A 13657-nucleotide genomic window follows, 5' to 3' on the forward strand; every position below is an offset into this window, starting at 1 on the left:
TTCGTCATCCCCGACTTGATCCGGGATCCATGACCCCCAGGAGGCGTTTACCGGTGTGGACCCCGAATCAAGTCCGGGGTGACGATCAAGTAACTCAGCCTCGCGCGAACTGGCCGAAGCGCCCAAAAAACGCGAAGGGGCCGGAACGAGGGTTGTCGTTCCGGCCCCACTGCAGGACTCGCCCCTGATAGGGTCGCTTCTGGTCAGAAAGCGATTCGAGCAGTAACGCGTACCCCGTGGCTGTTGCGGTCCGACGCCAGCGTACCGGTGTAGGCAGCGCCGATGTTGAACGCCCCGGCGCTGTAGTCGAAGCCCGCCTCGACCTCGGCCGAATTCTTCGGGATCGGCGTGCCGATGATCCCGAACGGCGTGCCGCCGGCGGCGAAGCGCGAGATCATGATCGCGCCGCGGTCGTCGAACGCGCGGTTCCATGCCGCCGAGACATAAGGCTGGAAGCCTGCCTCCCCGGCATTGAAGCGCGCCCGCGCGCCGAGGCTGAGGAAGGTCGTCTTCTGGTCGACGTCGGCGACGACCAGCGCCGCGTTGCCGCCCGCTTCGGTGAAGCCTTCGCTGTCGGTCTTGACATGGGCGAAGCGGGCGAAGGGCGTGATCGCCGCCTTGCCCATCGTCACGTCGTAACCGACTTCGCCGAAGATCTGCAGCGTGCTCGCGTCATATTTCGCGGTCAGCGTCTGCGCGAGCGGGGCGACGGTCACCGCCCGGCTATTGTCGAGGTCGTGCCACGCATAAGCGATACCGATCGTACCGCGGAAGCCGCCCTCGGGCCCGCCATAGGTCGCGTGCGCCGCCAGATATTTGCTTTCGACGTCGGCGCTGTCGCCCCGGCCCTTCGCCTTGAAGTCCGAGCCGCCGATCCCGGCCGAGATCGCCGCCGCAAAGCCGTTGCCGCCATAACCGATGCCGGCGACCAGCCCCTTGTGGTCGGTGCTCATGCCGAGCCCGCCGGGCTGGGCGTCGAACTTGCCCCAGCCGCCGAAGGCCGAGCCCCAGACGAACGCGCCGCTTTCCACCGGCGCCCGCATGCCGAACAAGGCGTTGCGGAGGTGGCGGCTGTCGTCGGTAAGGCCGCTCACCGCATTGGCGTGGATCTCGCCCGACAGGTCGCCGAAGCTTGCCTGCGCGGTCGCCGCATTCTGGACGAGCACCGCCTCGAACAGCGGATTGTCGATGCCGAGCGACTGGATTGCCGTCGCGACGCTCGCCTGGTTGAAGCCGATCGCGACGTCGGCGAAGTCGATGTCGTTGCGATAGAGCGACAGGGTGACGCTGTTCGCGCCGTAACGGAGCAGCGGGTCGAGGAAGGCGAGATCGGTGGTCACCGATCCGAAGGTCCCGGTGACGCCGCCCGCGCCGGTCAGGATCACATAGTCGGTGCGCGGGTTGTAATCGCCTTCTTCGGCGAGCACCGCGACGCTCGCGGTGCTGGCGATCGTCACCGCACCCGTCGCGTCGAGCCGGTCGCCCTGCCCCGCCGCATTGACCTCGACCTCGTATACCGAGCCCGCCGCGAAGGCGAGGTCGCCGTTCACCGTGAGCTGGCCGATCGAGTTGCCCGGCGCGATCGTACCGCCCGCCGCGACCGTCGTCGAACCGACGGTACCGTTACCGCCCAGCGTGCCGCCGTTGTTGACGGTGACGTCGGAAACGATCGAGCCGTTGACCGCCAGCTTGCCGCCATTGACCGCCGTCGGACCGCTATAGTCGCTGTCGCCGGTCAGGTTGAGCGTGCCGTCGCCTTCCTTGGTGAACGACCCGCTGCCCGAGATGGTGCCGCCGAACTGGCTGTTGGCGTCCTGCGCGACGGTCAGGTTATTTTCGCCCATCTGGACGTTCGAGCCTTGCTCGCCCGCCAGGCCGCCGATCGTCTGGTCCTTGCCGCTGATGTCGAGGCTGCCGCCCTCGCCGAGGTTGAAGTCGGTCGTCGGGTCGATCGTGCCGCCGATGCGGACCGAGCCGCCGAGGATGTTGGTCACGCCCTCGAAGCTGTAATCGCCCATGAAGGTCAGGATGCTGTCGCCCATCTTGTCGAGCGTCCCGTTGCCCGAGAAGGCGCCGAGGAAGTCATAATCGTCCGAGCGGTTGAAGACGAAGCGGCCGTTGTTGACGATGTCGCCGGCGAAATCGCCCTCGGTCCCGCCGTTGCCGAGCTGGAAGAAACCGTCGCCTTCGGTCGTCACGTCGCCGAGCAGCGTGCCGGTCAGGATCAGCCCGCCGTTCGCGACGGTGGTGCCGCCGGTGTGCGCGAAGGACGCCGTATCGAGCGTGAAGACCCCCTCGCCGATCAGCTTGACGGCGCCGGTGCCGCTGACCGAGAGCTGACCGAGCCCCGACACGACGTCGTCATGGTCGAAATTCGCGACGAGCAGGCCGTTGTTGGCGATCGTCGGGGTGAAGATCGGGGTCGAGAACAGCCCTTCGTCATATTCGATTTCGTTGACCTGCAGCGCGCCACCCTCGGCAATCGTCACTGCATTGAACTCGCCGACATAGCCCGTGGTCGACCAGTAACCCGCCGCAACGGTCAGGTCCTCGAAGTCGAGCGCAGCGCCGACCTGCTGCGCCTCGGTCAGTTCGAGCACATCGCCGTCGAGGATCAGGCTATCATGGCCTTCGCCCGCCAGCATCGCGCCGTTGACGACGCTGCCGGTGTGGAGCGTCACCGTGTCGTCATAGCTATCGAGCACGATCGCGGCGCCGCTGCCGCCGGTGAGCGTTCCCGCATTGACAACATTCGCCTGGACATGCGCGATAATCGCCGCGCCGTCGGCGCTGGCAATCGTGCCGCTGTTGGTGAAATTGCCGATCAGGCCGGGCGTGTTGGCAAGGTCGCTCTGGATGAGCACGCCGGCAGCATTGCCGCTGATCGACCCCGCATTGACGACATCGCCGCCACCCGAAACGATGACGCCGAAACGGTCACCGGTGATCGTACCGCCTTCGGCGTTCACGACGCTCGCGGCGAAGCTCGCGCTGTCCTGCCCTTCATAGGCATAGATCGAGATGCCGTCGGCGAGCTGGCTGCCCGTGCCGCTGATCGTGCCGCTGTTGGCGACGGTGCCGCCGCCGATCAGCCGGACGCCGTCGTTCGATTCGCCGGCGATCGTGCCGCTGTTCTCGATCTCGGTACCGATCGCGATGCCGACGAGCGTCTGGCTTTCCTCGTCATATTGATAGGCGGTGGTGATGCCCGCCCCGGCGCCCGAGATAGTGCCGCTGTTCGTCACCGCCGACGCCGCGGTGGTGATCGTGATGCCGGCGTCGGGCGCCGCGTCGAAGCCGTCATAGCTGCCTTCGCCGCGGATCGTGCCGGCATTGTTCACGACGAGCGAGCCGGTCGCGAAGGAATAGATGCCCGACGTCGCGCCGGTGATCGTGCCGCCTTCGGCATTGGTGATTGCCACGTCGGCGCGCGAGCCCTGCGACACGCCTGCGCCGAAATCGCTGACGATCGTACCGCTGTTGTCGAGGCTGGCGCTCGACATGTCGCTGCCGAAACCGACGCCGAAGCCGTCGCCGCCGCTGCCGCCGAGATCGCCGGTGCCGCGGATCGTTCCCGAATTGACGACGCTCGCGGTCAGGCCGCTGCGGTCCTCGCTGGCGTCAGTGTTGGTCGCCGTGCCCTGGATATAGACGCCGCCGTTGAAGCCGGTGATCTCGCCGGCGTTGGCGACGTCGCCGCCCGCCGAAAGGATGATGCCGAACCGCTGGCCGGCGATCGAACCGCCTTCCTCGTTGGTAACGCTGGCGCTGTAATCCTCGTTCGCCTGATCGGTGTGCGGGAACATCGAGATACCGTCGGCAAAGGGCGTGCCGCGCCCCTCGATCGTGCCGCTGTTGGTGACGCTGCCACCGCCGATCAGCCGCACGCCATCGTCATTGTTGCCGATGATCGTGCCGCTGTTCGTAACGCTGGTATTGACCGCGCGGCCCTCGAAGACCCCGGGCGCGGTCTGGAAGGAATTGGTGGTGATGCCGAACTGCCCGCCCTCGATCGAACCACTGTTATCGATTACCGCATCGGCGGTGAAGATAACGAGACCGCTCTGGTTCTGAGCACGAATCGTCCCCGCATTGTTGACCGTCAGCGTGCTGGTGTTCGAGACGATGGCGTTACCACCCGAAGCGATTTCGGCGCCTTCGGCATTGTTGATGACAAGCGCCCCCGTCGACTGGCCGACGATGCCGAGCGCCTGACCGTTGATGATGCCGTCATTGTTGATCGTCGCGGTTTCGAGCGAACCGCCGGCGACGACGCCGAGGAAGCCCAGCACCACGCCATGGTCGTTGTTGAGTATCGCGCTTCGGCCCTGCTGCGCCTCGCTCGCCCCCATGACGATCCCGATCGGGGTGACCCCCGGGGTGGCAGGGTCGTATTGGCCGGTGCTGCGGATCGTACCGCTGTTATCGATGGTCCCGCCCCCCTGCAGCGCGACGCCGAATTGCTGGCCCTCGATCACGCCGTCTTCGCCGTTGACGATCGATCCGATCCCCGTTGCGTCGGGATCGGCCGCGCCCGCGAACTCGCTGATCGCGACGCCGATTCCCGGCGCACTGCCGTTGGCGCTCGTGAAGCCCTGAATCAGGCCGCTGTTCGTCACCGAGCCGCCGCCCGCGAGCGAAACCGCCGCGCCGCCATGGCCGACGATCGTCCCGGTGTTGACGACGGTCGTGTTCGCGGCGACGGGCTCGAGCACGCCCGGACTGACCTGCGCGAGGTTGGTGATGATACCCGATTGCGCGCCCTCGATCGTGCCGCTGTTCTCGATCACCGCATCGGCGGTCAGGATGTTGATCGCATTCTGATTCGCGCCGCGAATCGTCCCCGCATTGTTGACCGTCAGCGTGCTGGTGTTCGCGATGATCGCGGTGCCGCCCGAGGCGATTTCGGCGCCGTCGGCATTGTTCACGACAAGGTTGCCCGTCGACTGGCCTATGATGCCGGCGAACTGCCCGTTGATGATCCCGCCGTTATCGATCGTCGCATCGACCGGACCGCCGGCGAGGACGCCGATGAAACCGAGAACGACGCCATCATTATCGAGCGTCGCGACCCGGCCTTCCTGTTCCGGGGTCGCGCCCAGGACGATGCCGATCGGGGTACTGCCCGTCGCAGGATTGAACGCGCCGGTGCTGCGGATCAGGCCGTCATTCTCGATCGTGCCGCCGCCCGAGAGGACGATGCCGAAGGTCTGCCCCTCGATCGTGCCGTCCTCGTCGTTGATGATCGAGCCGATGCCGGTCGCGTCGGGGTCGATCGCGCCGGGGAATTCGGTGATCGCGACGCCGATGCCGTTCGCATTGGCGCCGCCGTTGACATTGTTATAGCCTTGGATCGTGCCGCTGTTGGTGACGCTGCCGCCGCCGACCAGCCCAACGCCCGAGCCGCCTTCGCCGACGATCGTGCCGCTGTTGACGACCACCGTGTCGGCGACCAGCGCCCGCGGCGGCAGGTTTTCGCCGTTCTCGTCCTCGCTGAAGAATTGCGAGGTCGCGACGCCATGCGCGCCGCCCGAAATCGTGCCGCTATTGGTGACCGACGATCCCGGCTGGGCGATCACGATACCGCCGCTCGGCCGGCTGTCGACACTGCCGGTAAAGGTGCCGTTGCCGCGGATGTCGCCCAGATTGTCGACGATCACCGCGCCGTTGTCGGCATAGATGCCGATATCGTCGCCCACGACCTCTTCGTCCTCGGCCACCGTGATTTCCAGCGGCTCGGGCTGGTCGTTGTGGATGCCGAAGCTGTCTTGCGCCTGCGCGAGCGGCGCGAATTGCAGGATCGACAGGCCGGCGACCGCGCTGGTCGCGAGCAGGCGCGATTTCGAAATCTTGGACATTGGCTGGAAACTCCCCTTGAAAACTGCATGCACAGGCAGGGGAGCGCCGGACAGCCCAAAGGCCATCCGGCTGGTTCCCCCCACGCGAATTTGGCGTCCCGTCAAACTGTTCGGATGCCCCCCAGCATCTTCAGCTTTGTAACGGCAGGAATAATTGCCGACGCGCCGCACCGTCTACCCAATGTTTTTTAGGGTAACGTCTCATTTGCCATATTTGGGACAGCCAGCGGCTTGCGGGGCGCGACATCGACGATTGACGTTGGCGCCCGGCTCGGCAAAGAAATCTGCGGGGCGGGCAATATGCGATATTGGGTTGCATTTCTGACATTTGTCGTCGCGGCGATGCTGTCGCCCGCGAGTGCGGTGCCGACCGTGCTACCGGCGTTCGAACTGCACGCCGGCGTCGACCCAGGCTCGGTCGCGCCCTTTATCCGCTACACGAAGGACGTCCCCGAGTTCGAGGGTCTCCGCCCCGCCGACATAATCGCCAAGCCGCTCGAACGCATCGAGGGATCGTCGATCCATTTCGGCCCGCCGGGGGTAAAAACCGCACTGCTGCTGAAGGTCCGCAATGCCGGGTCGGCGCAGGGAAGCTGGATCCTCACCACGGGGCGCGGGTCGCTGAAATTCTTCCGGCTCTACGAAGCTTCGGGCGACCGGTTCGAGCTGCTCGTCGACGGCACCGATCCCGAGGACGCGCGGCGCAATCTCGGGACCTATCAGGCCTTCAGCTCCGAACTGGTGCTCGACCCGGGGCAGGAGAAGCTAGTGCTGATCGAGTTCCTGTCCGAAAATTCAACCTATATGCCGCTGCGCATCAACACCTATGGCACCTTCTTCAAGGAGCGGCGGGCGAATATCTCGATGGTGTCGGGCGTCGTCATCGGCGCCTTCATCCTGCTCCTTTTGAACTTCCTCTTCTTCTCGATCACCGGGCATCGCGAATTTCTATGGCTTGCCGTCGCCGAGGGGTTCTTCGCGCTCAACACCGTGCACTCCGAAGGCTATATCACCATCTTCTTCCTCTACGACAAACCGCTGACGGGGGTCGCGGTCGAGGATTTCTTCAAATGCGGCTTTGCAGGAGCGATGGCGCAGTTCTGCCGCATCTTCGTCAATACGCCGGTCAATTTCCCGAAACGCGACGTGGCACTGAAGGCGCTCATCCTCGCCTCGCTCGCGGTGATGCTGCTCCAGCCGGGTCTGTCGCTCTATCCGCCCGGGCTGCGCTTTGCGCTGCACGCCGCCGCCTGGCTGGTCGCGATCGCGGTCGCGCTGTTCCTGCCCTTCGTCGGGTTCGCCGCGATGAAACAGCTCGGCAACCAGCTCTGGCCGCTGTTCGTCGGCTGGGCCAGCCTCGCGCTGTTCATCGTCTATGCGGCGATCGCATCGATGGGATTTTTCACCTGGCTGCCGATCAACTGGCATCTTTCGGGGCCGGTCGGATTGTTCGAGGCGGTCATGGTGACCCTTGCGCTCGGCCTCAATCTCAAGAAGATCCAGCGCGACAAGCTCGCCGCCGACTTCAACTATGCCCGGTCGCTGTCGGAGCGGCTGGAGATCAGCGAGCGCGCGACGCGGCTGGCCGAGGAGAAGGCGTTCGCGCTGGCGACCGTCAACAGCCAGAACGCGTTGCTCCACGCATCGGGCCACGACAGCAAGCAGGTCATCCTCGCGCTCAACAGCGCCGTCGACGTGCTGCGGCGGAGCGAAACCCCGGCGGGCAATGGCGAGCTGATCGACATGCTGCAAAGTTCGGCCACCTATTTGAACGAGATTGTTTCGACGACGATGTCGGGCGCGAACATCGTCGGCAGCGACGCCGGATTTGTCGCGCTGAGCAGCTTCAGGGGGCAGGCGCTCGTCGAGCCGCTGATGATGATGTTCCGGACCCCGTTCGCGCGCAAGAAGCTGACACTGGAAGCCGATGGCGACGACGATATCGTCATCGTTTCGGACAAACCGCTGCTGATGCGCGCGCTCGCGAACCTGCTCAGCAACAGCTATCAATATAGCGATGCCGGCGGCGCGCGGATTTCGCTGGCGCGCGATGGCGAGACGGCAACGATCACGATCACCGATACCGGCCGCGGCATGTCCGACGCCGTCCGCAAGGCGCTGAACGCGAGCGAAACGACCCGGCTGCGCGCCGACGAGGCGAAGGAAGGCACGGGATCGGGATTCCATTCGGCGCGGCGGCTGGTCGAAAGCCTCGCGGGCCGGCTGGAAATCCTGTCATCGACATCGGCGGGCACCATGGTACGCGTTACCCTGCCCTGCGCATTCGCCGCGACGACCCCGTGCCCGCCCGACGCGCTGCAGGCAGCGCTGCCCGGCTGGCTGATCGTCGATTTCGACCAGCGCGACGCCTTCGAGACGGCGCTCGCCACCGCGACGCTGCCCGCGAACCGGATCGTTGCGCTGACCTATGACGACACCACCGTCACGCGCGGACGGCTGAGCGAGATGGTCGGGATGATGATGATCAAGCCGCCGTGCAGCGAGCTGATCGCCCATCCGTTGCTGCGCCGGGGATCAGAGCAGGTTTAGTTCCTGCGCCCGTTCGACGATCTTGCGGTTGTGGGTGACATCGAGCTTGCGCCGCAACTCGGCGATGTGGAACGACACCGTCGGCTGCGCGATCGACAGGCGGTAGGAGATTTCCTTGTTGCTCTCGCCCTGCGCCAGATAGTGCAGGATCGCCATCTGGCGCGACGACAGCGCGACCGGCGGCTGCTGATATTTGCCGAGCGCTTCGGCGATCAGCGGCGAGATATGGATTTCGCCCGCCAGCGCCGCGTCGCACGCCGCGATGATCTGGTCGGACGGGTCGGCCTTGCTGACCACCGCGCGCGCGCCGAGCTTCAGCGCGTAATCGATCTCGCCGAGGTTCGTCTCGCCGGTCAGGATGATCACCGTCATGTCGCGCGACCCGACGATCTCAGCGAGGATATTGATGCCGCGCACGTCGGGCATGTTGAGATCGAGGATGACGAGATCGACCGGCTGCGACTGGACAAAGGCACCGACCGTCGCGCCGCGGTCGAGCGCCCCGACGACGGTGAAACGTTCGTACGAAGCGAACAGCAGCCGGAGGCCGTTCTGCGTGATCGGATGATCGTCGACGATCAGGATATTGTGCGTCAGACTCATGTCGGCGTTCGCTCGCCCCCGTTTGCGACCCGGTGGCAATGGATCAGCGACGACACGCTTTTACAACCCGAATAAATCTGGGGTTGGCGGATAGAAAAGGCCAAGAATCCGGCGCATAGCCAGATATTGTCAGCTCCGCCGGACGATCTGCGCCAGCGGGTTCGGCTCCGCCTCGGCGATCTTGGCGAGATGGTTGCGATCACGGTGGAGGAAGGGTTCGGGCTGCCCGTGCACCATCAACACCGTGTCCGAAACATAGCTCCACGAGCCGTCGTCGTGGAAATCGACCGTGATCGCATAGCTGTCGGTGCGAAAGGCCTGTTCGAGGAAGGTCGTCGAACAGATGCCATATTCGCTGCTCCCCCGCTCGGCCTTCAGCACCAGTTGTCTGGCGTCGGCGGTGGCATGTCCGGCGGCGATCGCCACCTGCCCGCGCGGGATGGCAAGCGTCTGCAGCACCAGCCCGGTCGCCGGTTCCCACAGCCAATATCCGACCTGATCGTGGAAGGCGATGTCCTCGTCGGGGGTGTTGATATGGACATGGTAGCGCAGCCCGTAGAAAAGCTGCGGCCCGTTCGCCTGCGGATCGATCGGCTGCATCTCGATCCGCTCGTAATAGTCGCGCTGCTCGGGGCCGTCGGCCTTGGGATTGATATCGACGCCGCGATGGCCTTCCCAGATGCCGGCGAGGCGGCGTAGCGGCCCGAGATTATCGAGCGTATCGGGCGCGACGTCGTCGGGCTCGGTGAAGATATCGTCCGGAATGTCCATGGTGCCCCCCGTCCTTACAATGCCGCCCGCCGCGCCGCGGCGCAAGAAGCGCTTGTGATTTTTTAGGAATTCGGATGAGGTTGCGGTAAGGTCAAGCGGCAATCGGGGAGATGGACGATGGGCATGAAACGACAGTTGGCGCTTGGCGCCGCGCTTTTGCTTTCGACGTCGGGCATGGCGCTCGCGGCCGAAGGCGGTCATGACGTCGTGATCCGCGGCGGCACCATCTATGACGGGTCGGGCGCGCCGGGCGTCGTCGGCGATGTCGCGATCGATGGCGACCGCGTCGTCGCGGTCGGCAAGGTCGCGGGCAAGGGCCGCACCGAAATATCGGCCGCCGGGATGGCGGTCGCGCCCGGGTTCATCAACATGCTGAGCTGGGCGACCGAATCGCTGATCGCCGGCCCGAAAAGCCAGAGCGACATAAGGCAGGGCGTCACGCTGGAGGTGATGGGCGAGGGCTGGTCGATGGGGCCGCTGAACGCGGCGATGAAGGCCACCGAAACCGAGCGTCAGGGCGATATCAAATATCCGATCGAATGGACCAGCCTCGGCGATTATCTGTCCTGGCTCGAAAAACACGGCATCGCGCCCAACGTCGCGAGCTTCGTCGGTGCCGCGACGGTGCGCGTCCACGAACTGGGCGAAGACGATGTCGATCCGACGCCCGAACAGCTGGACCGCATGCGCGCGCTCGTCCGGCAGGCGATGGACGAAGGCGCGCTCGGCGTTGGCAGTTCGCTCATCTATGCGCCCGGCTCCTATGCCGAAACCGACGAACTCGTCGCGCTGACCGGCGAGGCGGCGCAATGCGGCGGCATGTACATCAGCCATATGCGATCCGAAGGCGACCGGCTCGAGGAAGCGGTCGACGAGCTGATCGAGATATCGCGTCGCTCGGGCGCTCCGGCCGAAATCTATCACCTCAAGATGGCGGGCCGCGAAAACTGGGGCAAGCTTGCCCCCGTCGTCGCGAAGGTCGAGGCAGCGCGCGCTGCGGGACAGCGGATCACCGCCGACATGTACACCTATACCGCTGGCGCGACCGGGCTCGACGCGGCGATGCCGACCTGGGTACAGGCCGGCGGGCTCGAAAAATGGATCGAACGGCTGAAGGACCCGGCGATCCGCGCGCGTGTCGCGGCCGAAATGCAGAAGCCGGGCAACGACTGGGAAAATCTCTACTTCGGCGCCGGCGCCGACAAGATGATCCTGTCGGGTTTCAAGAAGGATGCGCTCAAGCCGCTGACCGGCAAGACGCTCGCCGAGGTCGCGCAGATGCGCGGCAAATCGCCCGAGGAGACCGCGATGGACCTCGTCGTCGAGGACGGCTCGCGCGTCGGTACCGTCTATTTCCTGATGTCGGAGGATAATGTTCGCGCGCAGATCAAGTTGCCGTGGATGAGCTTCGGGTCCGATGCGGCATCGCAGGCGACCGAGGGCGTCTTCCTGAAATCGGGCGCCCATCCGCGCACCTACGGCAATTTCGCGCGCCTGCTCGGCCGCTATGTCCGCGACGAGAAGCTGATCCCGCTTGAACAGGCGGTGCACCGGCTGACCACCCTGCCCGCGACCAACCTCGGGATCAAGGAACGCGGCGCGCTGAAGCCCGGCTATTTCGCCGACGTCGTGATCTTCGACCCGGCGGCGGTCGCCGACCGCTCGACCTTCGAGGCGCCGCACCAATATTCGCTCGGCGTCCGCGATGTCTTCGTCAACGGCGCGGCAGTGCTCAAGGACGGCGAGCCGACCGGCGCCACCCCAGGCCGCGCGGTGCGCGGCGCCGGCTGGGAGAAATGCCGCTGAGCGCAAAGGCGTAATATTTCTGGGCCTTTGCCCCAGACATATCCGCGTTGCAACTTTCCCCGTACCGACCATTCTGGTCGCTCAGAACAGACATGGGGATGGAAATGATCAAGAAGTCGCTCGCCGCGCTGACGCTGGTGCTGACGCTTTCGCCGCTGGTCGGGGCGCATGCCCAGCGCACGGTGACACCCGTCGTGCAGCCGGGTGGCGACATCCCCAAAAGCTATTCGCCCGAAAGCGAAGGCACCGATTACGAACGGCGCGTCGTCATGGTGCCGATGCGCGACGGCGTGAAGCTGCAGACGATCATCATCGTGCCCAAGGGCGCGAAGAATGCGCCGATTCTGATGGACCGCACGCCCTATAATGCGACGGCGCGCTCGACGCGGTCGACGAGCACGCGGATGGTCAACGCGCTGCCGTTCGAGAATGAGCAGTTCGTGAAGAACGGCTATATCATCGTTTGGCAGGACACCCGCGGCAAGTTCGGGTCCGAGGGCGACTATACGATGATCATGCCGGTCGCCGGGCCGCTCAACAAGACCGGGGTCGACCATTCGACCGACGCTTACGACACGATCGACTGGCTGGTGAACAAGGCGAATCTGCCCGAAAGCAATGGCCGCGTCGGGATGATCGGTTCGTCCTACGAGGGCTATACGACCGCGATGGCGCTGCTCAATCCGCACCCGGCACTGCGGGCGGCGGCACCCGAAAGCCCGATCATCGACGGCTGGATGGGCGACGACTGGTTCCATTACGGCGCCTTCCGCCAGCTCATGCTGGGCTTCGTCGCGATGCAGTCGGGCGAAAAGGGCTTCGCGAGCGCCCCCTCGCACGGAGGCGGCGACGATTATGACGTGTTCCGCGAAGCAGGGTCGGCCGGTGACTGGGCCCGCGCCCGCGGCTTCGACCAGCTTCCGGCGTTCAAGCGGGTCGTCGCCAATCCCGAATATAACGCGACATGGTCGGGGCAGGCGGTCGACAAGCTGCTCGCCGCCAATCCGTCCAACGTGCCGACGCTGTGGGTCCAGCCGATCTGGGATCAGGAGGACAGCTATGGCGCGATCCACTCGTTCGAAGCGCTGCGCGCCGCGGGCAAGACCGGCAACAATCACCTGATCCTCGGCCCGTGGTTCCACAGCCAGGTCAACCGCGCCGCCGGCGGCCGCAGCGTCGGGCCGCTCAACTGGGACGGCGACACCGTCGAACATTATTGGAAGCGCATGGTGCTGCCCTTCTTCAACGAGCATCTGAAGGACGGCCCGCCGTCGAACATGCCGGTCGCGACGGTCTATAACACCGGCGAGGACCGCTGGGAGAGACTGACGACGTGGCCGCTCGCCTGCGAGAAGGGCTGCCCCTCACCGCTGACCCCGCTCTATCTCGCCGCCGACGGCGGGCTCAGTTTCAAGGCGGGCGCCGCGGGCGGCGATAGCTATGTCTCCGATCCCGCCAAGCCGGTGCCCTTCCTGCAACGCCCGTTCAGCATGCAGCGTTCGGTCTACACCCCCGAATGGCCGACCTGGCTGGTCAGCGACCAGCGCCATGTCGACGGGCGGCCCGACGTCATGACCTATCGCAGCGAGGTACTGACCGCGCCGGTCCGTGTGTCTGGCGCGCCGATCGCCGACATCATCGCGCGCACGACCGGCACCGACGGCGATTTCGTGGTCAAGGTGATCGACGTCTTCCCGCAGGAAAATGCCAACAACCCCAATATGGGCGGTTATCAGCTCGCGATCGCGCTCGACATTTTCCGCGGCCGGTACCGGGAAAGCTTCTCCGACCCCTCGCCGATCCCGGCGGGCAAGGCGCAGCGCTACAAGTTCCGCCTGCCGACCGTGAACCATGTGTTCCAGCCGGGGCACCGCATCATGATCCAGGTCCAGTCGAGCCTGTTCCCGCTCTACGACCGCAATCCACAGACCTATGTCCCCAATATCTTCAACGCGAAGAAGGCGGACTATAAGGCGGCGACGATCACGCTCGAACGCGGCGCGAACGGCAGCCGCGTGTGGCTTCCCGTGGTGCCGGTCGACCAGTCGGCGGCGGCGGCACAATAAAAG

Annotated in this window: 6 protein-coding genes; 3 read left to right on the forward strand and 3 right to left on the reverse strand. The window is 65.3% G+C overall.

Annotated elements, in window-relative coordinates; all coding sequences use genetic code 11:
• Positions 1–203: 203 nt before the first annotated feature.
• On the reverse strand, positions 204–5858 hold the full coding sequence (locus AN936_RS19470; protein ID WP_054589539.1) for an autotransporter domain-containing protein: 5655 nt from the start codon (positions 5856–5858) through the stop codon (positions 204–206).
• 300 nt (positions 5859–6158) lie between these two features.
• Between AN936_RS19470 and AN936_RS19475 the strand changes: the two genes are divergently transcribed.
• On the forward strand, positions 6159–8408 hold the full coding sequence (locus AN936_RS19475) for a sensor histidine kinase (protein WP_149037728.1): 2250 nt from the start codon (positions 6159–6161) through the stop codon (positions 8406–8408).
• On the opposite strand, the gene AN936_RS19480 is transcribed toward AN936_RS19475, so the two are convergent.
• The gene (locus AN936_RS19480) at positions 8394–9011 is read right to left on the reverse strand and encodes a response regulator (protein ID WP_054589541.1); all 618 of its coding nucleotides are present in this window, start codon (positions 9009–9011) and stop codon (positions 8394–8396) included. The genes AN936_RS19475 and AN936_RS19480 overlap by 15 nt on opposite strands.
• Before the next feature lie 129 nt (positions 9012–9140).
• Positions 9141–9782, reverse strand: a complete 642-nt coding sequence (locus tag AN936_RS19485) for an FABP family protein (protein ID WP_054589542.1) — start codon at positions 9780–9782, stop codon at positions 9141–9143.
• A 123-nt stretch (positions 9783–9905) separates the two neighbouring features.
• Here AN936_RS19485 and AN936_RS19490 point away from each other — a divergent pair, with 123 nt between their 5' ends.
• Entirely contained in the window at positions 9906–11588 is a 1683-nt protein-coding gene (locus AN936_RS19490) for an N-acyl-D-amino-acid deacylase family protein (protein WP_054590435.1), read from the forward strand.
• 104 nt (positions 11589–11692) lie between these two features.
• The gene (locus tag AN936_RS19495) at positions 11693–13654 is read left to right on the forward strand and encodes a CocE/NonD family hydrolase (RefSeq protein ID WP_173585676.1); all 1962 of its coding nucleotides are present in this window, start codon (positions 11693–11695) and stop codon (positions 13652–13654) included.
• Positions 13655–13657: the final 3 nt, after the last annotated feature.

The sequence above is a fragment of the Sphingopyxis macrogoltabida genome (genome assembly GCF_001307295.1).
In the GTDB taxonomy this organism is placed as follows: domain Bacteria; phylum Pseudomonadota; class Alphaproteobacteria; order Sphingomonadales; family Sphingomonadaceae; genus Sphingopyxis; species Sphingopyxis macrogoltabida_B.

Excerpts from the sequence above, each read along its gene's own strand:
- AN936_RS19495 (WP_173585676.1), top strand. The coding sequence starts at position 11,693 with ATGATCAAGAAGTCGCTCGCCGCGCTGACGCTGGTGCTGACGCTTTCG.
- AN936_RS19475 (WP_149037728.1), top strand. The coding sequence starts at position 6,159 with ATGCGATATTGGGTTGCATTTCTGACATTTGTCGTCGCGGCGATGCTG.
- AN936_RS19470 (WP_054589539.1), bottom strand. The coding sequence starts at position 5,858 with ATGTCCAAGATTTCGAAATCGCGCCTGCTCGCGACCAGCGCGGTCGCC.
- AN936_RS19490 (WP_054590435.1), top strand. The coding sequence starts at position 9,906 with ATGAAACGACAGTTGGCGCTTGGCGCCGCGCTTTTGCTTTCGACGTCG.
- AN936_RS19485 (WP_054589542.1), bottom strand. The coding sequence starts at position 9,782 with ATGGACATTCCGGACGATATCTTCACCGAGCCCGACGACGTCGCGCCC.
- AN936_RS19480 (WP_054589541.1), bottom strand. The coding sequence starts at position 9,011 with ATGAGTCTGACGCACAATATCCTGATCGTCGACGATCATCCGATCACG.